The following is a 21,736-nucleotide window of genomic DNA, read 5'->3' as shown; positions in this document are numbered from 1 at the left end:
GGCACCGGCGGCCCGCAGCTCGCCTGGGCACCGTGTCGGCAGCGAGGTCACCGACGTCCGACCCTTGCCTTGAATAGGCGTGCGGCCCAAACACCGGCGAGAACAAGAATCACCGCGCACCACCCGACGGCCAGCAACCCGGAACCGCCCATTTCGGTGCCGATGAGCAGACTGCGCAGAGCATCGATGATCGGAGTGATCGGCTGGTTCTCGGCAAACAGGGTCAGCCACGTGGGCATGGTCTCGACAGGCACGAAGGCGCTGGACACGTACGGCAGGAACAGCAGGATGAAACCGTATCCGTTGGCTGACTCGGCGGACTTCGCCGCCAGGCCGATGGCCGCGAAAAGGTAAGTGATCGCGAGGATGTAGAACGCGATGAGACCGATGGTCAACAACCACTGGCCGAGATCGGCAGTCGGGCGAAAGCCGATGGCAACCGCGACGGCTATGACGACTCCCGTGGCGAAGAGGTTCTTCACAAGGCTCGCCACCACGTGCCCGGTGATCAAAGCAGATGCTCTCATCGGCATGGTGCGCAGGCGGTCGATGAATCCCGACGTCATGTCATTCGCCACTGACAGCGACGTCGACGCTGCACCGAAGCCAGCGCAGGTGAGCACGATGCCCGGCACCACATAATTGACGTAGCCACCGCTGGGATCGAGCGCTCCGCCGAAGACGAAGGTGAACATGAGCATGAGGAGAACCGGCAGCGCGACCGCCATGAGCATCGATTCGACATCGCGGACCGCGTGGCGCAGGCTGCGACCGATGAGGGCGGCTTCGGCGTTGGGCTTTGACACCCGATTTCGCGTTCTGGTCTGGCCTGGACTGACGTGCGCTGTCGAACCGGCGGTCGGCACGTCATCTTTGGCAATGGTGGGGCGGCGGTCAGGCATGGTTGTCCAATCTCAGTGGTGAAGCAAGGAGCTATCGACGGGGGTGCACCGGCAGAGGAGCGAGGAGCACAGCGTCAGTCGTCCGAGCTGTCTTGGGCTGATGTGAAGGCGAGGAAGACGTCGTCGAGGCTCGGGCTGCGCAGGGACACGGCAGCCGTGGGGGAGGACTCAGCCAGAGGGGTCAGGGCGGCAGAGATTCCGCGCACGGTACCGTCCGTCGGCTTTTCTGCCACCACCGATCCCAGTTCATCGTGGACGGCGACGGTGTCCTCTCCCACCCGCGCCTTCAGCTGTGCGGGCGTTCCCAGTCCGGCCAGGCGACCCCGATCGAGCAAGCCGATTCGAGCGGCCAGCGCGTCGGCCTCGTCCAGATACTGTGTTGTCAGGAACACGGTCGTTCCTTCGGCCGAGAGTCGCCTCACTTCGGCCCACAGCTCGCGGCGCGATCGCGTGTCCAAACCAGTGGTCGGTTCATCGAGAATGAGCACGTCGACCGGTACGACGAGGCTGAGCGCGAGGTCGAGTCTGCGTCGCATCCCTCCGGACAGTGCTCCTACACGACTGCCCATGAAGGAGTCCAAGCTGAGGCGAGAGGCAAGCTCTTCGCTCCGCGACCTCGCGGCTCTGCGCGAAAGACCGGAGAGTCGGCCGAGGAGCACAAGGTTCTCCGCGGTTGAAAGGTACGTGTCGACAGCGGCGGACTGTCCCGTCACCGCGAAACGACGCTTCGCCTCGGCGGGATCAGCGCGAACGTCGACCCCCATGATGCGCACAGCCCCGGAATCCGCCTGCATCAGGGTCGTGAGGATATTGATGGCAGTGGTCTTGCCGGCTCCATTCGCGCCGAGCAGTGCAAACACCTCGCCTTTGTCCACGCCGAGGTCGAGGTCCTGAAGAACGGCCTTGCGTCCGAACGATTTCGACACCCCGGTGAAGGAGATAGCGGGACCATCGACTTCGCTCGCTGCCACTGGGCGAGCTGTGCTGGGAGTCAGAGCCGATGTCGTTCCTATGTCCGTGGAATCCATGTCATCTTCCTGTTCGTGCTGTTCGTGAATTGTGCTGTTCGTGAAGCGAAGTTACTGTGTATGCATGAAACTGTATAGGACAGTAACACGCAATATATGTCGTACACAATATAAGCTGAGGAAATGACTTCTGAAGAACCGATCGAGCAGCTGCCGCGGGGGATCGCCTTGGCGTGGGGCGTTGCCGCAACACCGCAGCGTGGTCCCAAGCGGGAGATGAGTGTCGAGAAGATCGTCGATGCTGCGATCGAGATCGCTGACTATGAGGGACTCGGTGCAGTTTCCATGTCGGCCGTCGCCAAACGTCTCGGATACACTCCGATGTCGCTGTACCGGTATGTCAGTGCCAAGGATGATCTGCTGCTGCTGATGCAGGAGGAGGCCACGGGGCTGCCGCCCGAGAGTGAAGAGGAAAACACAGCGTGGCGGGTGCGGCTCAAAGAACTGTACGAAGCTCAGACGACGATTTACCGCCGCAAGCCGTGGCTCCTGGCGATGCCGATCATGGGCAGCCCGATCACCCCGAACAGCTCGGCATGGCTTGATGCCGGCCTGGAAGCGCTGTCAACGACGTCACTGACACAGGATGAGCGAATAGCCGCATCCCTGCTGGTCACCGGGGCTGCCCGTTGGCACGGTTCCATCCTTGCCGGCTACCAGCAACAGGGACGAGCCAGCGGGCTGAATGCCGATGAGGTCTCCGAGCGAGAATCTCAGCTCTATGATGCCGTCATCACGGACGATGGTTACCCGTTCCTGCGTCGGGCTATAGACGCGGGGGTGTTCACCTCGGAGTTCGACCCGTTCGTCTTCGGGCTCGATCGAGGACTGGACGGGCTGACCGAGTACATCGAGCGGGTCGGTCGTGAACGTGAGCGAGTCAATGTCGATGATTCGGGGAGCGCTCAAGCCGAAGGCTGGTCCGGCGAAGAGGAAGAGCCGGATGACGCTGCGACGGACACACCGCAGGGCATCGGCGACGAGGATCCAGACGTTGTTGCCGATAAGAAATATCGCGAAGCGCAGAAGGCGGTGAAGCAGGCTCAGAAGGTTCTCGCGGAGGCGCGCAAGCGTGAGCGTCAGGTTCTTCGTGAGGCCAAAGAACGGGTCGCTAAGCGTCGCTGACGGGTGAATGCGCCGGTGGCGCCGGGCCGAGCCCGACGCCACCGATGTGTGGAGCTATTCTGCTGTTCTTTGTTGCGAGGTCTCTCAGTACCGAGGTCCCGACGGGTTCTTCACCGCACGCTTGACCGCAGCGACCAGGGATTTGGCCGAATCGATCGCAGTGCCCGGAACGGGATTGCCCTTCTTGAACAGCGGCAGGGCAATGAGGACGAGGATGGTCGCCAACACCGCGAGGATGCCGAAGACGATGAGGAAGCTGCCCCACCACGGCCATCCCAGACCTTCGTGGAATGCGGCGGCCCCAGCGAAAATCACCATGAACGACGACAAGAACAGGAAGAACAGGGCTACGACGGCAAGCGCCGAACCGATGCCCAAGTTCTTCGCACCGGCTGTGGCCTCAGCCTTGGCCAGTGCAATTTCCTCCTCGGCGATCGCTTTGGAATCGTCGCCGATGCCTTTGATCAGTTCGCTGATCGACCTCTCAGCCATGAGTGCTCCTATCGACAAAAACTTGGACAATCTTTCTTAAGAGTAGTCTGAACGCGGCCGGTGGCCAAAGAAGAACGGGCAATAAAACGAGAAAAACCCGCCGGATGAATCTCGAACAGCTCTCTGCGAGCATCCGTTCCCACCGGCGGGTTCATCTCAGCGCGAGATCAGGACTTCGCCACCGATTCCTCGATGAGGTCCATGACAGACGAGTCGGCCAAGGTCGAGGAGTCTCCCACCTTGCGATGTTCGGCGACATCCTTCAGCAGGCGACGCATGATCTTGCCCGAACGGGTCTTCGGCAACTCGGACACGATGTGGACCTTCTTCGGCTTCGCGATCGGTCCGATGTCCTTGCCGACGTGCTGGCGCAGCTCTTCGGAGATTTCCGGGGAGTCTTCGACATCGTTGCCCACGATGACGAAGGCGACGACGGCCTGACCAGAGGTATCGTCTGCTGCCCCGACCACGGCCGCCTCGGCGACATAGGGGTGAGCGACCAAGGACGACTCGATCTCCGTGGTCGACAGTCGGTGCCCGGACACGTTCATTACGTCATCGACGCGGCCGAGGAACCAGATGTCGCCGTCCTCATCGCGCCTGGCACCGTCTCCGGCGAAGTAGGTCTTCTCGAACCGTGACCAGTAGGTCTCCTTGAAGCGCTCGGGATCTTTCCAGATTCCGCGCAGCATGGACGGCCACGGCTGGCGAATGACGAGCAGTCCACCCTCGGGGCCGGCAGGGCTGTTGCCCTCGTCGTCGACGACGTCGACGGAGATGCCGGGGATCGGACGCTGCGAAGAGCCTGGCTTCGTCGACATCACACCGGGCAGCGGAGCAATCATATGTGCGCCGGTCTCTGTCTGCCACCAGGTGTCGACGATGGGGCAACGCTCACCGCCGATGACGCGGTGGTACCAACGCCAAGCCTCCGGGTTGATCGGTTCGCCGACACTGCCGAGCAGACGCAGGCTGGAGAGATCGTACTTCTCCGGAATCTCCTCACCCCACTTCATGCACGTGCGGATCGCAGTCGGGGCGGCATAGAGGATCGTTGCCTTGTACTTCTCGATGATCTCCCACCAGCGGCCCTGGTGGGGTGTGTCGGGTGTGCCCTCATAGACGATCTGAGAGACGCCTGCGGCCAAAGGACCATAAGTGACGTAGGAGTGTCCGGTGACCCAACCGACGTCGGCCGTGCACCAGAACACATCGGAATCCGGCTTGACGTCGAACACCGTCTTCATCGAGTAGAGCACCTGGGTGAGGTAGCCGCCTGAGGTATGCAGAATGCCCTTGGGCCTACCCGTCGTACCCGAGGTGTAGAGGATGAACAGCGGATTCTCGGAATCGAAGAATTCGCATTCGTGCTCGGGGCTCGCGGTCGCCACGGTCTCGTCCCACCACTGGTCGCGGCCGTCGACCATTTCGACGTCCTGACCGGTACGGCGGACCACGAGGACGGTCTCGACAGGGGTGTCCCCGTGAGACAGCGCCTCGTCGACGGCCGGTTTGAGGCTCGTGGCCTTGGTGCGACGGTAGCTGCCATCTGCGGTGATGACCACACGTGCTTCGGCATCGATGATGCGTGAGCGCAACGCGTCGGCCGAGAAGCCGCCGAAGACGACCGAATGAGCCGCACCCAGGCGGGCGCAGGCCAGCATCGAGATCATCGCTTCGGGAATCATGGGCAGGTAGATCGCCACACGGTCCCCAGCCTTGACCCCGAGGTCGGTCAGGGTGTTAGCGGCCCTGGATACCTCGGCGAGCAGCTCCGCATAAGTGAAGGTGCGGGAGTCGCCGGGCTCACCTTCGAAGTTGATGGCCACACGATCACCATTGCCGGCGATGACGTGGCGGTCGAGGCAGTTGTAGGCGACGTTGAGCTTGCCGCCGATGAACCATTTCGCGAACGGGGGGTTGGTCCAGTCGAGAACTTCGCCGAAGTCTTCCTTCCAATCGACGAGTTCGCGAGACTGCTCGGCCCAGAAGCTCAGGTAGTCGGCATCTGCACGCTCGTATTCGTCGGCCGTGACGTTGGCGGCAGCGGCGAACTCCACTGGTGGAGCATAGACCTCGATGTGTTCTTCAGTGCTGTCGGTCATTTTTCCCTCCGGCTTCTTTGGTGGATCGAAAATTCTAGTTGCACTGTATACCCGCGATGGGGCCCTGGGGCACCGTCGTCCGTTCGATGAACGGTGGTTTCCGGGGGTAGCAATCGCCATAATGCTGTGCTATGAGACACACTCTACGGGCCGGGCGAAACCTGAGGCGGGCCCATTTGCCGATTTGCCCGCACCTGACAGGCGGCACAGAAGGAGTGCACAGGGGGTCCTGTTCTGCAAGGATGGGGTCGGAGTCTGTCAGGATGGAAACCAGACAGACACATGAAGTTTGACGACCCTGTCCCCACGAGCGACTGGAGTAAGCGATGAGTTCGCCGCAGCACCCAACTGGATCAGGACCACAGCAGTGGCATGATCAGCACGCGCAGAATCCTGGGCCGAGCAGCCAACCGCAGTTCGGCCAGGGGCCGGCCAACGGACCTGGGCCTGCTTTCGGCGCGGGACCCGAGTCGCAAACATCCGGGCCCGGTGGGTACGGCGGCCCTGTCGGTTCGGCAGACCCCGGCCCCTATGGTTCTGCTCCCGGTCCTTACGGTTCCGGCCCCGGTCCTTACGGTTCCGGACCCGGTCCACAGCAGGCAGGGTCGGCTCCTTATGGCTCCGCTCCCGGTCCTGGCCCGTATGGTTCAGCGCCAGGACCGTATGGTTCTGCACCTGGCCCAAATGGTTCGGCAGGTCCTGGTCCATATGGTTCTGGTCCCGGTCCGCAGGGCGCGGCCCCGGGACAGTTCGGTTCCGCTGGTCCGGTCGCGCCGAAGAGCCCCCGTACAGGACCAGGGCTTCTCGGTCCGCTGACACTGCGCGATCTGTTCCTGCTTTTCGCGGGATTCCTTTCGCTGTTCGTCCTCTTCGTGCCGTTTAAGACTGATGGGTTCATCTCATGGTCGCTGTGGCATTGGACCATCGACGCCATGGGCACCCTGACATTCGACGTGTTCGGAATCTGGCTGATCGTGGCGGCAGTGTTCGTCGGCAAGTTCGGCAACGGGCGGCTCAAGGTCGGTTCGCTCAGCCTCGATCAGGCGATCTCGGTTCTGTCCGGTGCATCGTTCACCTTCGCGTTCGTGCACCTGCTGACCTCTGTCCAGTACTGGCACATCGGAGCATACCTCGCCTTCCTTGCGGCGCTGATCGCCTTCTTCGCAGGCGTATTCACGATGATTCCCTTCTTCGGCAAAGAATTCGCGGTTCGCGACGGGGTTGCCGCACACCCGAAGGCACGCCCCGTGACCAAACGCTCACCGCACCCCGCGCCTGTGGCGAATATGCCGGGCGCCCACAACGGCCCAGGCGGATTCGGCGCACCCTACGGAAGTCAGCCCAACGGACCGATCGGTTCACAGGGGCAGCCAGGAGCGCCCGGCCACCCGGGACAGCCCGGAGGCCCAGGCCAGTTCGGGCAGCCAAGTCAGCAGGCTCAGCCAGGACAGCCAGGACAGCCAGGACAGCAGGCTCAGCCCAGTCAGCCGGGGCAGTTTGCTGTGCCGGGACAGTCGGCGCCGGGTGGTCAGTTCGCTGCACCGGTCCAGAATGGTCAGCCCGACGGGCAAGACCAGTTCGGCGGGTCAAACCAGTTCGGCGGACCGGGACAACCAGATGGGCAGGCCCAGTTCGGTCAGCCCATCGGCGCCGAGCAGAACAATCCGTATGCTCCACCTGAGCAGCAGGCACAGGAAACTTCATTCGATTCCGCAACGGCTGCTGAAGATTCTGCGGATCAGTCGGTGCAGAGCACAGGATCAGGCCAGACCTACCTCGGCGCTCAGCACTCACAGGAGCCCCAGCACACGCAGAGTGAACCGACGCAGACCTTCGGCTTCGGCGCTCACCGGGAAGAATCGCCCTGGAGCAACGACGGTGAGACAGCAGTCCAGGCTCCGGTGCCTGCCGACAGCTCAAGTACCGACAGCTCAAGCGCCGACAACTTGAGCGATTCGAGCGACTCGAGCGGCCCCGCCGAGGACAGCCAGAGCGCCGCCGAGTCGAATTCCGACAGCGAGAACGAGGACTCTTCTGGAGCGGGCATGACCGCAGCGGTCGCAGGTGCCGGCGCTGTCGGCGTCGGTGCGGCAGCTGCCGGAGTCGCCTCAGCGAACTCGGAATCCGAACGCCGTCGTGGGCGCCATGCGGCTCCCGATTCAGACACCGAATCAGGAGCAGCTGACAGTCATGCCGACCGCACCGCAGATGGCGATGATCGTGCGGGCCGTACGGAGAATGACTCGGACGTGACTGCGACGTCGACGCCGGATGGCTCCCCAGCGCTGACAGACGACGACTCCGCATCTCCTGCGGAGAGCAGCTCGTTGGCCACCAAGGTCAATGCTCATGACTCGGAGGCCAACATTCGTGCCTCCGAGGGAGTTGCGCTCAAGCCGGAAAGCGACTCAGCCGATGCGGCCGATTCAGCCGATGCGGCAGCCTCAACCAACTCGGGAGAGCCAGTCGACACATCCGACTCGGATGATTCGGCGAATGTCGAACGCACCGAGGGAAGCTCGACCTCCGCCGGCGATCGTGGGACCGACGCTCAGATTGCCGGACCCCCTGCTGGGGGAGCGGCTGACGAAGCCACCGTCGTCAACGGTCCCGCCGCAACCACACGCGGCACTGCAGAATCCGGTGGCGCAGCACCCGGTTCGCAGAGTCCTATTCACCCGGAAGCTGACGAACCGACACAGTATGTGCCGGTGGCCGGCTATGGCACCAGCGGCTCGGAAACCGGAGAGGCGAGTGGCCGCGGTGGAGACAGCGCCGAGAATGCGCCTTCGGCTCCACGCTTCGGAGCCGCCAACGCCTCGTCCAACGCCTCGTCAAACATTTCGTCAGATTCCTCCGCGATTGACGACGAGGAGACCGTCGTCCAGAGCGCGGTTCAGCCGGGCGGTGGCCCGGATGATCGCGAGGACCGGTCGGATGAGAGCCGGAACGACGCCGATCAGGACGGATCCAATCGCGGCGCCAGCCAGAATGTCATCCAGGCGTTCTGGTTCGCTGTTCCGGAACCGCGCGAAGCTGTGGACCCGACGACCGGAATGCCGGTGTTCACGATCTACCCCGGCGACTGGTTCCTCGGCCTCGAGGACAACGGCTCGTGGTTCAAGGTCCGCGATTCTGATGGCCGTGAAGGACTCCTCCGCAACACCGAAGGCGTCCAACGCGGCTGAACCCACAACGGTCGACTCGTGTCTTCTGACTGTGGACAACAGTCCGAGCACACGGCGTCGACCATCCGGACTGAATCTCTCGGACTGAGCCCAAGAGGGCTCTGACCGGGCGAGATGCTTCGCCCGACCAAGTAGGGGCGGCTCCTGTGACTTGAATGCACAGGAGCCGCCCTTTTCGGATTCTGTCCACAGCCCGTTCCTCGGCGCTGTCATCGCCGAAGACCACGGGTCCACGCTGGACACCATGCAAGTAGCACTCATCACCGACCTCGCCGCCATCACCGACGAATGCGCACGGGTTGCCGAAAGCATCGGCATCTCCCTCAAGGTCCTGCCTCCCGACTCGGGCGGCTGGCAGAACGCGTCTCTCATCCTCCTCGGCGAGGACGTTCGCGAAGCTCCGGCCACGGACCATGCTGACCGCATCCTCGTCGTCCTCGACGGAGACGAACCGAGCTCGGCATGGAAACGTGCGGCCCACCTCGGCGTCGAACAGCTGGCGGTTCTGCCCTCGGCCGCGGAATGGCTGAGTGGCCGCATGATCGCAGCCGTCGAACCACCCGTGGCGCCCGGCGTCACCGTCGGCGTCGTCGCCGGATGCGGAGGGGCAGGAGCGTCGGTGCTCTCCTGCGCCCTCGCCCGCCGCGCGGGACCGAATGTGAGCACAGTCCTCGTCGACGCCGATCCACTGGGCGGTGGCCTCGACCTGGTGCTCGGCGCAGAGCAGGTCCCCGGACCACGCTGGGCCGATCTCAGTGCCTCCCGCGGCCAACTTCGCCCCTCGACGCTGAGCCAGGCGCTGCCCCGCCACGAGGGACTGGCGATCCTGTCCTGGGGCCGGGACGACATCCTCGATCTCGATCCGGACGTATTCGATGACTTCCTGGCCGCCGCAGGGCAGGCGTTCGACCTCGTCATCGTCGATCTTCCCCGCCACGCCCCACCGCAGTGGACGCGCCGCTGCCATCACGTTCTCCTCGTTTCCCCGGCACGGGTCCGCTCCGCGGTGGCCGCATCCCAAGTCGCCAAACGCCTGTCCCAATCCCACCCCGACGTCCGACTCGTCGTTCGCGACACCGGCGCCGGAGGGCTCGACGCCGAACTCCTCGCCGAATCAATCGGACTCGACCTCGCCGGCAGCATCCGCGACGATCGTGGCCTGTCCGCCGCCGTCGACCGGGGCGAAGGCATCCCAGGCGGAGCCCGACTGGGCAGGCTCGTCGAGCGGCTCCTGGGGGAGTGGGTGGAATGAGCGAATGGCTCGACGCCTCGCTTGTGGCAGAGGTGCGCAAGACCCTGCTCGACAATCCAGGGCCGGTGACCACCGCAGCGGTCGCCGAGGCGGTTCAACGCACCGGTCGGGTGCTCGGTTCCAGCGCCCTCCTCGAACTCGTGAACCGGCTGTCCGCACAGCTGTCCGGTGCCGGACCGCTCCAAGCCGTGCTCGAGGTCGCCGACACCACCGACGTCTTCGTCAACGGCCCACGTGAGATCTTCGCCGACACCGGTTCGGGACCTCAGCTCCTCGATCTGTCCTTGGGCTCCGAGGACGAGGTGCGGTCCCTGGCCGTGCGCCTGGCGGCTTTGGGCGGACGCCGTCTCGACGATTCGAGTCCGTTCGTCGATGTCAGACTGCCCGACGGGGTACGGATGAATGCGATCGTGCCACCCATCTCCGGCGAGCTCACGACGATCTCCTTCCGTGTCCCTCGGCACTCCGGCTTCACCTTCGAACAGCTGCTCACCGGCGGTTTCATCCCCGAGGACGTGCATGAACTCCTCACCGAGGCGGTCCGTGCCCGAGCCAACATCCTCATCTCCGGCGGCACAGGAACGGGAAAGACAGTCCTCCTCGGTGCACTTCTGGGACTCGTCGATCCCATTCACCGCATCGTCATCGTCGAGGACTCACGTGAACTCATCGTCGGCCACTCCCACGTCGTCCAGCTCGCAGCCCGCCAGGCCAACGTCGAAGGCGGCGGTGAAGTCAGGTTGACCGATCTCGTGCGCAACGCCCTGCGGATGCGACCCGACCGCCTCGTCGTCGGGGAGTGTCGAGGCGCCGAGGTCAGGGACATGCTCACAGCGCTGAACACCGGGCACGAAGGCGGCAGCGCCACGATCCACGCGAACACCGCCGAGGCCGTTCCCAGCCGTTTGGCGGCGCTGGGAGCACTGGCGAATATGAGCCCGCAGGCGGTGTTCTCACAGTTCTCGACCGCCATCGACCTCGTCATCCACCTGCGCCGAGTCGGCGCCGACCGCGGGGTGACGGAGCTGGCCATCCCCACCCGGGAAAGCAGCAGCGGAGTGAGAATGGAACCTGTCTGGGGTCGACAATCTCCGCTGTCCGAAGGGACTTTCAACCGTCGGGCGCTGAGTCGATTCGAAGCAGTTCTCGAGCAGAAGGCCGCCTGATGATCGCCGTCATCGCCGTGCTCGTTGCCTTCAGCGTCATCCTCACCGCACCGCTGGACCCGGCATCCCGACTGCGGGATCTGCTGCGGACCGGCCCGGACAGAGGCGACCCCCGCCGAGGTGGCGGGCAGACGAAGAAGGATCCTGAGCAGGAGAAGCTGTGGGCCATCTCCGCAGTGGAGAACTGTGCTCACCTGCTCAAGGTGGGAATGACTCCGCAGGCGGTGATGTCGACCCTGAGCAGGCAGAACGCACATTTGGCCCCGATCTCACGTGCGATCTCGTTGGGCGAGGAACCCGGACGAGCCATTGCCACCAGGGGGACGGACCTGCCGCCGCCCGCCGCAGATGTGTTCGCCGGAATGTCTGCGGTGTGGACAGTGTCGGAACGTTCGGGCGCGCCTGCTGCCGACATGATCCTGCGCTACGCGAGGGCGCAGCGCAGTGCCCTCGATGCCGATCGGGAGAGACGGATTGCGATGGCAGGGCCACGGGCGACAGTCCGTGTGCTCAGCTGGCTGCCGCTGATCGGTGTCGGTCTCGGCCTGCTGATCGGAGTCCAGCCCGTTGAACTGTTCTCGGGGCTGCCGGGACGCGTAAGCATCGGTGGAGGTCTTGGACTCTACCTCGTCGGGCGCTGGTGGATGAGACGGATGATGGCGCGGGCGGAGCGCTGATCGACATGACCGCACTCCTGGTGGGAGCCCTCATAGCGGCCGGTGTCCTGCTGTGGTCCGGCAGATCCGACGGGCGGCTGAGACGTCTGCTGAACGGACAGGCGACACGGCAACGGGACACCAGTGGTCGCATCGATTCTGCTCGCGTGACTGCTGCGAAGGGTGCTCGGACGGGCTTGCAGTCGGGGACGGAGCCACAGCCTCGGGTGGTCGATGACCTGCTTGCCTTCGACCTCGACCTCGTGGCTATCTGTCTGACTTCGGGATTGCCGATCCCGGTCGCTCTGACACTGACAGCCGATGCGACAGAGGACCGCTCCGGTCTGGGACGAATCGCGCGATCCATGACGATCGGGGGCCAAGACTTGACCGAGGATGACCGACTCGTCCCTGTCCTCGAGGTCTTCGAATTCTCCGAACACACCGGAGTCGGACCCGCACCACTCATCGAATCCGTGGCACAGGAACTCCGAGACTCGTCGCGCAGACGCCGACAGGAGGCGGCTGCGGCCCTGGGCGTCAAACTCGTCGTGCCGCTCGGAGTCTGCATCCTTCCGGCATTCCTGCTGCTCTCCGTCGTTCCCGTGGTCATCTCGCTGCTCTCGGACCTGACGACGGTCTTCTTCTGACAGCCTTGGGTTCTGAGGCAGCCCTGCGGAGGCAGCCCTGCGGAGACAGCCGCTCTGAGACAGCCGTTCGGAGGCGTCCGCGAGCCGCAGTCGACCGGCTGTTCAGCTGACCTTGGTAAGGTCGGGGAATGGCACCGGTTACGCCCTTCAATCAACTGTCCAACGTCGAACAAGCCGAAGAATACGCCGACAATCTCTTCACAGGTCGACACGTGAGGCTTCGTCCGCTGCAGCAGGAGGATCTTCCCTACCTCGAGCAGTGGTGGTTCGACCCCTCGATCGTGGTCCTCCAGAACCACACCGTCCTTCCGCGACCCGAAGGCGGGGTGTCCGAACAGTTCGCGCTCTGGAGCGCGAACAAGGACACCGATGCGGTCGGCTTCAGCATCGAGCTGCTCGAAACCGAGGAATTCGTCGGCCACGTCACACTCTACGGTCGGAACTCGATCAACCAATCCGCTACCTTGGCCATCGTCCTCGGCCCGGAATTCCACGGCCGCGGCTACGGCTCCGATGCTGTGCGCCTGGGCATCAAATACGGTTTCCTGCAGCTGGGACTCAACCGTATCGAGCTGCAGACATGGGCATTCAACACCCGCGGCATCGCCTCCTACACGAAGGCCGGCTTCATCGAAGAGGGGCGCCGACGTGAAGCGGTCTTCTTCAACGGCCGCCGTCACGACGAGGTCATCATGGCGATCCTCAAAGAGGACTGGGCCGGCAGAGGCTGACTTTCGCCCTCCAGACTCGTGTGTTGACTCCTGTGGATTCCGGCTCGACTCGAGTGCGTTTCGACTGTGGACGGTGAAGCTGTGTCCACAGCCCGATAGTCGGCTCTGGACGTGAGCCCATGTCTCATCCAACACTGAAACTCCCTTCGCAAACCGCGAATGAGGGTTTCAACGAGGAGGAGACTATGAGCATAGGAACAAAGGCGAACGACTGCGACGAACCGCTCTATCCGCAATGGGGCGAGTCGCGCCCAACCGACACCAGCGACGTCGACTGGATGGGACTCGCCCAGTACTCCGACGCCGGCACCGGCGGCGATTCCGACACCGATGCGGAAGCTGCGGCAGATGCGATCGACAGTGAAGAACCGCAGCGAGACTACGGCACTCCAGAACCCTGGGGTCCAGACGCAGGGGCGACGACCGCAGAATACGCGATCACCACCCTCGCCGCCTGCGGATTCGCAGCACTGTTGGTCGTCATTCTGAAATCGGGACCGATCAAAGAACTCGTCACCGGCGTCATCGAGACCGCCCTCGGCCTCGGAGCCTGACATGGCGACCGGATGCTCCTGTGAGCCACGAGGACGCAAGCAGCACCGGGATGCGGGGACGGCTACCGCCGAATTCGCCGTTGTCATGCCCGCCATCGTGCTTCTCATCTTCGTGCTCACAGGGGCAGCCGCTGTCGGTTTCTCCCAGTTGAGAGCCTTCGACGCAGCCAGATCAGCCGCCCGGGAGATCGCCCGCGGCGAACCTCAGGCAGCGGTCGTGACCGAAGCGAAGAAGCATGCCGGACACGCCTCCGACGTGCGGATCCGCTCCGAAGGCGGCTATTCGACGGTGACCGTGACAATCGAACTCCCCGCGGCGATCATCGTCCTCAACGAAGTTGAAGCAGCCGCGACGGCGCGAACGGAGGGGACCCGGTCCAGCACTGGTCAGGCTGCGGGGCAGCACGGGACAGGCGGCCTGCGATGACGAATATCGTCGTCGGACTGTGCTCAATGGTTCTGGTCCTCGTCACCGCCATCGGCGGACTCAGCCAAGCCTTCTCCGCCCACAGCACTGCCCAGAGCGCCGCCGACCTTGCCGCCCTCGCCGCGGCCGATGCGGTTCGCGGACTCGCCAGCGGCGAACCCTGTGACATTGCGAAGCAGGTCGCGAAGCGCAACGGAGCGGTGCTCGACGACTGCCGAGCCTCAATGTCGGAGCAGAGCGCATATGTTCAGGTCGAGGTTGAGATTCCCGGACCGCTACCGAAGGTGAAGGAGAAGGCCGTGGCCGGGAAGTAGAAAGGGCGCTCAGGTCCAACGGAGGTGGTCAGTCCAGAACTGCTCTCAGCAGTCGCAGTGCCGCATCCTTCTCCAACGGTTCGTTGCCGTTGCCGCACTTCGGGGACTGCACACATGACGGGCAGCCGTCGCTGCACTCGCACGCGCCGATGGCGTCACGTGTCGCCGCCAGCCACTCTTCGATGACGTCGTGGCCGCGCTCGGCGAATCCCGCGCCACCGGCAAGGCCGTCATAGACGAAGACCGTGGCCATCCCGGTGTCGGCATGCATTGCGGTCGAGACTCCGCCGATATCCCAACGGTCGCAGCCGGCGAACAGGGGCAGAAGGCCGATCGAGGCATGCTCGGCAGCATGCACTGCGCCGGGCAGATCGGCAGGGATGATCTCGGCTTCGTCCAACAGCGTCTGCGGAACCGTCCACCACACGGCCTTGGTCTGCAAGGTGCGCTCGGGCAGATCGAGTTCGTGTTCGGCGATGATCGCCCCGCCGCGCTTCGCCCGCATCCGGTAGGCGATGACATGGTCCTTGACATCGACGGTGCCGTTGCACACCGTCACTCCGGACGGCAGGGTCCGCTGTCTGTCGGTGCCGACGATGTCGATTTCGGTCTGCGATCTGGCCTGCGTCGTGTAGTCGACCTCGGCACGTTCGACGAGTGCCACATGGTCCTCAAGATCAAGATCAAGGACCACGAAGTCGGCACCCTGATGCGTATAGACCGCGCCGGGGTGAGCGCCGGTGAACGCTCCGGACTCGTCGACGGTCCCCAGCAGCGCTCCGGTGCTGGCTTCGACGAGACGGAACTGCCCGCCCCCGCTGCCACGGATATCGGACATGTCCGCTGCAGGTTCGTCCTTCGCCCAGAACCACCCGGTGGGGCGTGCTCGCAGGAGTTTGCGTTCGACCAGGTCGTCAAGCACCTCGGCGGAGTTGCCGGGGAAGTGGACGAGGTCCGCTTCCTGCAGCGGCACCTCGGCCGCCGCGGCACACAGGTGTCCGCCCAGAACGTGAGGATTGCCGGGGTGGATGACTCCGGCATCGACGGGGGCATCGAAGATGACCTCGGGATGGTTCACGACATAGGTGTCCAGCGGATCGTCACGGGCGATGAACACAGCCATCCATCGCTGCCCCGCGCGACCGGCGCGACCGGCTTGCTGCCACAGCGAGGCCAGGGTCCCAGGCCACCCGGAGATGATGACGAGGTCGAGGCCGGAGATGTCGATCCCGAGTTCAAGGGCGTTCGTCGACGCCACCGCCAGCAGACGACCCGACCTCAACGCCGATTCGAGCAGCCTGCGCTCCTCGGCAAGATAGCCGCCGCGATACGCTGCGACCTTGTCCTTCAGGGAGTCATCGACCTGGCCGACCTGGTCCCGCACGGTCGACGCCAGAGCTTCGGTGCCGCGGCGGGAGGCGATGAACGCAATCGAACGATACCCGGCGCACATCGCATCGGTGAGGACATCGGCGGCTTCGACCAGACCACTGCGGCGCTCGCCGCCGGGCGAGACAGGGGGCTCCCAGAGAGCGAAGCTGCCGGAGGCGCGAGGAGAGGAATCCTGACTCACCGCGTGTACGTCTCGTCCGGTGAGCTTGGAGAACGCCTCGTCCGGGTTCGCCATCGTCGCCGATGCCCCGATGACCACGGGGTGAGCCCCATAATGTGCGGCGATGCGCAGCAGACGGCGCAGGATCAATGCGACATGGGAGCCGAAGACGCCGCGGTAGCGGTGCGCCTCGTCGATGACGATGTAGCGCAGCGATTTGAACAAACGTGAGAACCGTTCATGCTGCGGCAGAATTCCACGGTGTAGCATGTCCGGATTGGTGAACACGATGTTCGCATGCCGCCGGGCCCAGTCCTTGGACGCCTGAGACGTGTCCCCGTCATAGGTCGCCGGCCGCATGCCTTGGATGATGAGCTTCTCCAGGTTCGTCATCTGATCCGCGGCCAAGGCCTTCGTCGGTGCGATGTAGATCGCCGAGGAGGTGCGCAGCTTCGCACGAGTGTTCTGTATGGACTCGAGGACCGGAAGCCAGAACCCCAGGGACTTCCCCGATGCCGTCGGAGTGGCGATGACGACGTCGGATCCGTCCCGGGCAGACTGTGCAGCTTCGAGTTGGTGGTCCCACAGCTGATCGACGCCGATGGCTTGGCAAGCGTGTCTGAGTTCCTCGTCGATCCACTCCGGCCAGTCCGACTCATGTTCGAACCGCTGTGGAATATCGCGCACATGGACGATCCGTTCATCCCTGGCACCGAATCCGGTGACGATGTCGAGAAGAGCAGAAGAGGCCATGGCCCCAATTATGGCGCAGTCAGGCTCATCGGGGTGCAATCGGGTCTTCGGGGTGCAGTCGATAGTATCTGTGTGTGATCGAACAAGACGTGACCCTCGTGGCAGACAGACTCTACCGGGCCGGGTACACCGAGCCCCGACTCCGCCAGTTCTGGGGCGAACCCATCGCCTCTGCCCTGGTGCGCAACAATGCGGCCCCTGCAATCCACTTCTGTCAGACGATTCTCGACACAGCCGAAACACGGGGAGATGAGGCACCGACTCGAAGTTCATTCGACCAGCACCTGGCGGCACTGGCCATGCTCTTTCATTTCCACCGGGAAGTCTCGCTCGAGACAACTCGCTCCGCGCTCGGCGAGGCCGCCTTCGACGTGGCGCTCGCCAGCGGACTACTCGTGACGAGCAACAGTGATCAAGCGAGCACCCGCGCCGAGGCGGGGGACCCGGGGTGCGCATCCGCTCCGTTCGCGATCACTCCCTATGACCTGCCGGTCGGTGTCCCGCGCGGTTTCCGCCCCGGCGACGAGAACCTCTACCTCGTCAGCGACCACGGAACGCTGACCAATCCCGATGTCCTCGACGGTGACTTCGTGCTCGGCCTCGGCGGGGCAGGACGCACACTGGTGTCACTGACTCCCCGTGAACATGTCGAGATCTCGGCCGACATCGGAACCGGGTGCGGGATCCAAGCCCTGCTCCTGGCCCGCCACAGCGACCGCGTCATCGCCACCGACATCTCGCAGCGCGCCCTGCACCTGACCGGACTCAGCGCCGGACTCAACGGGATCGACAACATCGAACTCCGGGCCGGATCGATGCTCGAGCCGCTCAGTGAACCCGTCGATTTGCTCGTGTCCAATCCACCCTTCGTCATCACCCCTCGCACCACCGTGGCCAACTTCGAATACAGAGATGGTGGGATGACCGGCGACAGGCTGGTCAAGTCCCTGTTCTCGGCGATCCCCGGCCATCTCCGACCGGGCGGACGCTCCGTATGCCTCGGGAACTGGGAGACCACCTCGGCGGTGGATGCAGGACCGGAGGCCTGGGTAGCGGACCCGGACACCTCGGTTCTCGTCATCGAACGCGAAGCACTGGACCCCATCGCCTATGCGGAGACGTGGATCCGCGACGGAGGCATCTCTCGTGCCAGCGAGGACTGGAACCAGGCAGCCGCAGCCTGGATGGACGACTTCGAGTCCCGCGACGTGACCGAGGTCGTCTTCGGATACGTCATCATGGGCAAGGCCGAAGAGACATCCTCCTCGTTCAAGACCACGGTCAGGACCACCTCGGCGATCGCGAACAATCCGCATGGACTCGGCCAATTCGTCGCGACCACCTTCGCACTGCGGTCGTGGTTGGCAACCGCGGGGGCCGAGGAGATCGCGACCACCGTCTTCACCCGTTCCCCGGACCTCGTCGAGCACCGCCACCATGTTCCCGGAGAATCGGATCCGAGCTCGATCACGCTGGAACAGGGCATCGGATTCGGACAGGTCTTCGACCTCGACACGGCCCTGGCCGGATTCGTCTCCGTCGCCGATGGCAGCCTGACTCTGCGGCAGACGGCGGTGGCTCTTGCACAGCTGCTCGACGTCAACCCGACCGCGCTCGAAGACCAGCTCATCGCCCAGGTTCGACGGCTCGTCTCCGCCGGTGCGCTGCTGCCGGTGAACGATGCGACGCCGGAATAACGGTAGTATCGAAAACCGTTGCCGTTAAGGTTCACTGCATCAACCCGATGCAGGTCGAGCACGAACATCAGTGTTACATTGGGCCGGATCGTCCGTTTATTCGATCATCCGGCGCCGTGAGAGGAATGTGAAAACGTGACCACAACCGAGAAGCAACCCCGCCGTCTCGTCATCGTCGAGTCCCCGACGAAGGCGCGAACGATCGTCGGGTACCTCGGAGAGGGTTACGATATCGAGGCGTCGGTCGGCCATATCCGCGACCTTCCGACACCGTCCGAGCTCCCGGCGGACATGAAGAAGGGACCGTACGGAAAGTTCGCCGTCGACGTCGACAACGGATTCGATCCCTACTACCGCGTCGACCCGGGCAAGAAGAAGACGGTCACCGAACTCAAGCGCCTCCTCAAAGACGCCGACGAACTCTATCTCGCAACAGATGAGGACCGCGAAGGTGAGGCCATCGCCTGGCACCTTCTCGAAGTCCTCAAGCCCAAGATCCCCGTCAAACGCATGGTCTTCCACGAGATCACCCCCGAAGCCATCGAACGAGCTTTGGAGAACACCCGTGAGATCGACACCGCACTTGTCGATGCGCAGGAGACCCGTCGCATCCTCGACCGCCTCTACGGCTACGAGATCTCGCCCGTACTGTGGCGCAAGATCCGCGCCGGACTCTCCGCCGGCCGAGTCCAGTCGGTGACGACCCGCCTCGTCGTCGAACGTGAACGCGAACGCATGGCCTTCGTCCCCGCCGACTATTGGGACCTCGACATCGACCTCGGGCTTCCTGACGGCGCCAATCCCTTCGCCGCGAACCTCACGACCCTCGACGGTTCCCGCGTGGCCTCGGGCCGTGACTTCAACGACAAAGGTGAGCTGAAGACCTCGTCTGCCACCGTCGTCGACCAGGCCAAGGCCGAGGCGCTGGCCACAGAGCTCAACGGCACAGCGAAGGACGCACTGACGGTCACGGCCGTCGAGTCGAAACCGTACTCACGCAAGCCTGCCGCACCGTTCACGACTTCGACCCTGCAGCAGGAAGCCGGTCGCAAGCTGCGCATGAGCTCCCGTCAGGCCATGCGCACCGCCCAGTCGCTGTACGAGCAGGGTTACATCACCTATATGCGTACCGACTCCTCGGCCCTGTCGGGTCAGGCGATCTCCGCAGCCAGGAAGCAGGTCACCGAACTCTACGGCCCCGAATTCGTCCCGCAGTCACCTCGCACCTATACGGGCAAGCAGAAGTCGGCACAGGAAGCACACGAGGCGATCCGTCCCTCCGGTGACTCCTTCCGCACCCCTGCCCAGGTCTCGAAGTCGCTCAGCGGCGACGAGTTCCGACTCTACGATCTGATCTGGAAGCGCACCGTCGCCAGCCAGATGGCCGACGCCAAGGGCAAGACCGCGACCATCAAGGTCCGTGCCGACCTCGCCGACGGCCATGACGCCGGCTTCAGCGCCAGCGGCACAGTCATCACCTTCCGCGGGTTCCTCGCAGCCTATGAAGAGGGTACGGACGCCGGACGCTACGACACGAAGTCCGGTGAGTCACGCCTTCCTCAGGTCGACGAGGGTCAGGCACTGTCCGTCGTCAAAGCCGAAGCCGACGGTCACACGACGGCCCCACCGCCACGCTTCACGGAAGCCAGCCTGGTCAAGCAGCTCGAAGAGCTCGGCATCGGCCGCCCCTCGACCTACTCGGCCACGATCTCCGTCATCCAGGACCGCGGCTACGTCACCAACCGCGGCAACGCTCTGGTTCCCAGCTGGTTGGCGTTCTCAGTCGTCCGTCTCCTCGAAGAGCACTTCACAGGGCTCGTCGACTACGCGTTCACCGCTGACCTGGAGACCGAGCTGGACCGGATCGCGATGGGCGAGGAAGACCGCAAAGCGTGGTTGGCCCGCTTCTACTTCGGCGATACGACACAGGATCGTGAGGGTCTCCGGGAGGTTGTCGACGACCTCGGCGATATCGATGCGCGTGAGGTCAACACCGTGCGTATCAGCGAAGGCGTGAACCTGCGCGTGGGGCGCTACGGCCCGTACCTCGAAGTCCCGGCCACCGAAGAGGGCGGGAATCCGAAGCGAGTCTCGGTGCCCGATGATCTGGCTCCCGACGAACTCACTGCAGCCAGAGCCGCCGAACTCATCGAGTCACAGGGCCAGGACGACCGTGAACTCGGCGTCGACCCCGAGACCGGACACACGATCGTGGCGAAGAACGGGCGCTTCGGCCCCTACGTCTCCGAGGTGCTGCCCGAGCCCGAGGAGAAGCCCAAACGGGGAGCGAAGAAGCCGAAACCTCGCACCGGTTCCCTGTTCAAGTCCATGGACCTGAACTCGATCGACCTCGAGACGGCACTGACCCTGCTCAGCCTGCCCCGCGTCGTCGGCCAGGACGAAGAGGGCACCGACATCACCGCTCAGAACGGTCGCTACGGTCCGTACCTGAAGAAGGGCACGGACTCCCGGTCGCTGACCGAGGAAGATCAGATCTTCAACATCACCCTCGACGAGGCGCTGAAGATCTACTCCGAGCCCAAGCAGCGAGGCGGCCGTCGAGCCGCAGCACCGTTGAAGGAACTCGGGGAAGACCCCGAGTCGAAGAAACCGGTCGTGGTCAAGGACGGCCGCTTCGGTCCCTACGTCACCGATGGCGAGTTCAACGCGACCCTGCGTAAGGACGATGCCGTGGAGTCGATGACTCTTGAGCGTGCGGCAACGCTGTTGGCCGAGAAACGCGCGAAGGGGCCGGCGAAGAAGAAGGCCCCCGCCAAGAAGGCTCCGGCTAAGAAGGCTCCTGCGAAGAAGTCGACAGCGGCCAAGACGAGCACTGCGAAGAAGACCACTACGAAGGCTCCGGCTAAGTCAGCTGCCAAGTCGACGACCGCAGCGAAGAAGTCCACGACGGCTGCGAAGTCGACTGCGGCGAAGAAGACGACCGCCAAGTCGACGACCGCCAAGTCGACGACCGCAGCGAAGAAGTCCACGACGGCGAAGCCGAAGACTCCCTAGGGTCGGAACCCTGACGCCGAATTGAGGAACTTTTGGTGCGATTTCTCTGCCGAGATTCGGTCCAAAAGTTCCTCAATCCGCGACTGCCCGTCGGGGCCGCAGGGCGTGAGCGCCCGTCGGGGCTGAAAG

General features: G+C 64.0%; 17 protein-coding genes. 12 read left to right on the top strand and 5 right to left on the bottom strand.

Translation table 11 applies throughout. The annotated features are described in order from the left end of the window. Positions 1-47: 47 nt before the first annotated feature. Together BLT92_RS03945 and BLT92_RS03940 are read right to left on the bottom strand one after the other, a co-directional pair. Positions 48-806 (bottom strand): ABC transporter permease, encoded by a 759-nt coding sequence (locus tag BLT92_RS03945; protein ID WP_231939013.1) that lies wholly within the window; start codon positions 804-806, stop codon positions 48-50. 170 nt (positions 807-976) lie between these two features. Continuing rightward, positions 977-1,930, bottom strand: a complete 954-nt coding sequence (locus BLT92_RS03940; protein ID WP_092103352.1) for an ABC transporter ATP-binding protein — start codon at positions 1,928-1,930, stop codon at positions 977-979. Positions 1,931-2,053: 123 nt separating this feature from the next. Between BLT92_RS03940 and BLT92_RS03935 the strand changes: the two genes are divergently transcribed. Further along, positions 2,054-3,055, top strand: a complete 1,002-nt coding sequence (locus tag BLT92_RS03935) for a TetR family transcriptional regulator (RefSeq protein WP_092103350.1) — start codon at positions 2,054-2,056, stop codon at positions 3,053-3,055. Positions 3,056-3,139: 84 nt separating this feature from the next. On the opposite strand, the gene BLT92_RS03930 is transcribed toward BLT92_RS03935, so the two are convergent. Further along, positions 3,140-3,547 (bottom strand): phage holin family protein, encoded by a 408-nt coding sequence (locus tag BLT92_RS03930; protein ID WP_092103348.1) that lies wholly within the window; start codon positions 3,545-3,547, stop codon positions 3,140-3,142. A 167-nt stretch (positions 3,548-3,714) separates the two neighbouring features. After that, the gene (gene acs, locus BLT92_RS03925; protein WP_092103346.1) at positions 3,715-5,652 is read right to left on the bottom strand and encodes an acetate--CoA ligase; all 1,938 of its coding nucleotides are present in this window, start codon (positions 5,650-5,652) and stop codon (positions 3,715-3,717) included. A 932-nt stretch (positions 5,653-6,584) separates the two neighbouring features. Here acs and BLT92_RS03915 point away from each other — a divergent pair. The 9 genes from BLT92_RS03915 (at position 6,585) to BLT92_RS03875 (ending at position 14,590) form a co-directional block, all read left to right on the top strand. Further along, complete coding sequence (locus BLT92_RS03915; RefSeq protein WP_092103344.1) at positions 6,585-8,840, top strand: hypothetical protein; 2,256 nt, start codon at positions 6,585-6,587, stop codon at positions 8,838-8,840. A gap of 151 nt (positions 8,841-8,991) precedes the next feature. Next, entirely contained in the window at positions 8,992-10,092 is a 1,101-nt protein-coding gene (gene ssd, locus BLT92_RS03910; RefSeq protein ID WP_231939012.1) for a septum site-determining protein Ssd, read from the top strand. Beyond that, complete coding sequence (locus BLT92_RS03905; RefSeq protein ID WP_092103342.1) at positions 10,089-11,258, top strand: TadA family conjugal transfer-associated ATPase; 1,170 nt, start codon at positions 10,089-10,091, stop codon at positions 11,256-11,258. Before ssd ends, BLT92_RS03905 begins: the two co-directional genes overlap by 4 nt. Next, complete coding sequence (locus tag BLT92_RS03900; RefSeq protein ID WP_092103340.1) at positions 11,258-11,935, top strand: type II secretion system F family protein; 678 nt, start codon at positions 11,258-11,260, stop codon at positions 11,933-11,935. The genes BLT92_RS03905 and BLT92_RS03900 overlap by 1 nt, the downstream gene beginning before the upstream one ends. 5 nt (positions 11,936-11,940) lie before the next feature. Next, positions 11,941-12,564: a type II secretion system F family protein gene (locus BLT92_RS03895; RefSeq protein WP_092108765.1), complete on the top strand. Its 624-nt coding sequence runs from the start codon at positions 11,941-11,943 to the stop codon at positions 12,562-12,564. 128 nt (positions 12,565-12,692) lie between these two features. Continuing rightward, positions 12,693-13,295, top strand: a complete 603-nt coding sequence (locus tag BLT92_RS03890; RefSeq protein WP_092103338.1) for a GNAT family N-acetyltransferase — start codon at positions 12,693-12,695, stop codon at positions 13,293-13,295. Positions 13,296-13,480: 185 nt separating this feature from the next. Next, positions 13,481-13,849 carry a DUF4244 domain-containing protein gene (locus BLT92_RS03885; protein ID WP_231939011.1) on the top strand — a complete coding sequence of 123 codons (369 nt, stop codon included), beginning with the start codon at positions 13,481-13,483 and terminating at the stop codon, positions 13,847-13,849. A gap of 1 nt (position 13,850) precedes the next feature. Further along, positions 13,851-14,276 carry a TadE family protein gene (locus BLT92_RS03880; RefSeq protein ID WP_092103336.1) on the top strand — a complete coding sequence of 142 codons (426 nt, stop codon included), beginning with the start codon at positions 13,851-13,853 and terminating at the stop codon, positions 14,274-14,276. Next, on the top strand, positions 14,273-14,590 hold the full coding sequence (locus BLT92_RS03875; protein WP_092103334.1) for an Rv3654c family TadE-like protein: 318 nt from the start codon (positions 14,273-14,275) through the stop codon (positions 14,588-14,590). The genes BLT92_RS03880 and BLT92_RS03875 overlap by 4 nt, the downstream gene beginning before the upstream one ends. Positions 14,591-14,618: 28 nt before the next feature. Here the strand turns inward: BLT92_RS03875 and BLT92_RS03870 are convergent, their stop codons facing one another. Continuing rightward, positions 14,619-16,895: a DEAD/DEAH box helicase gene (locus BLT92_RS03870; protein ID WP_092103332.1), complete on the bottom strand. Its 2,277-nt coding sequence runs from the start codon at positions 16,893-16,895 to the stop codon at positions 14,619-14,621. 74 nt (positions 16,896-16,969) lie between these two features. Between BLT92_RS03870 and BLT92_RS03865 the strand changes: the two genes are divergently transcribed. Further along, the gene (locus BLT92_RS03865) at positions 16,970-18,592 is read left to right on the top strand and encodes a DUF7059 domain-containing protein (protein WP_231939010.1); all 1,623 of its coding nucleotides are present in this window, start codon (positions 16,970-16,972) and stop codon (positions 18,590-18,592) included. Positions 18,593-18,727: 135 nt separating this feature from the next. After that, positions 18,728-21,607 carry a type I DNA topoisomerase gene (topA, locus tag BLT92_RS03860; RefSeq protein ID WP_092103331.1) on the top strand — a complete coding sequence of 960 codons (2,880 nt, stop codon included), beginning with the start codon at positions 18,728-18,730 and terminating at the stop codon, positions 21,605-21,607. The last annotated feature ends 129 nt before the right edge of the window (positions 21,608-21,736 follow it).

Origin of the sequence: Brevibacterium picturae, from assembly GCF_900105045.1 — a bacterium.
In the GTDB taxonomy this organism is placed as follows: domain Bacteria; phylum Actinomycetota; class Actinomycetes; order Actinomycetales; family Brevibacteriaceae; genus Brevibacterium; species Brevibacterium picturae.
This window is presented reverse-complemented; position numbering and strand designations above follow the sequence as displayed.

What these genes read in the sequence shown, in the direction of transcription:
- BLT92_RS03940 (WP_092103352.1), bottom strand. Translation starts at nt 1,930, where the DNA reads ATGGATTCCACGGACATAGGAACGACATCGGCTCTGACTCCCAGCACA.
- BLT92_RS03935 (WP_092103350.1), top strand. Translation starts at nt 2,054, where the DNA reads ATGACTTCTGAAGAACCGATCGAGCAGCTGCCGCGGGGGATCGCCTTG.
- BLT92_RS03930 (WP_092103348.1), bottom strand. Translation starts at nt 3,547, where the DNA reads ATGGCTGAGAGGTCGATCAGCGAACTGATCAAAGGCATCGGCGACGAT.
- acs (WP_092103346.1), bottom strand. Translation starts at nt 5,652, where the DNA reads ATGACCGACAGCACTGAAGAACACATCGAGGTCTATGCTCCACCAGTG.
- BLT92_RS03915 (WP_092103344.1), top strand. Translation starts at nt 6,585, where the DNA reads ATGGGCACCCTGACATTCGACGTGTTCGGAATCTGGCTGATCGTGGCG.
- BLT92_RS03905 (WP_092103342.1), top strand. Translation starts at nt 10,089, where the DNA reads ATGAGCGAATGGCTCGACGCCTCGCTTGTGGCAGAGGTGCGCAAGACC.
- BLT92_RS03900 (WP_092103340.1), top strand. Translation starts at nt 11,258, where the DNA reads ATGATCGCCGTCATCGCCGTGCTCGTTGCCTTCAGCGTCATCCTCACC.
- BLT92_RS03895 (WP_092108765.1), top strand. Translation starts at nt 11,941, where the DNA reads ATGACCGCACTCCTGGTGGGAGCCCTCATAGCGGCCGGTGTCCTGCTG.
- BLT92_RS03890 (WP_092103338.1), top strand. Translation starts at nt 12,693, where the DNA reads ATGGCACCGGTTACGCCCTTCAATCAACTGTCCAACGTCGAACAAGCC.
- BLT92_RS03885 (WP_231939011.1), top strand. Translation starts at nt 13,481, where the DNA reads ATGAGCATAGGAACAAAGGCGAACGACTGCGACGAACCGCTCTATCCG.
- BLT92_RS03880 (WP_092103336.1), top strand. Translation starts at nt 13,851, where the DNA reads ATGGCGACCGGATGCTCCTGTGAGCCACGAGGACGCAAGCAGCACCGG.
- BLT92_RS03875 (WP_092103334.1), top strand. Translation starts at nt 14,273, where the DNA reads ATGACGAATATCGTCGTCGGACTGTGCTCAATGGTTCTGGTCCTCGTC.
- BLT92_RS03870 (WP_092103332.1), bottom strand. Translation starts at nt 16,895, where the DNA reads ATGGCCTCTTCTGCTCTTCTCGACATCGTCACCGGATTCGGTGCCAGG.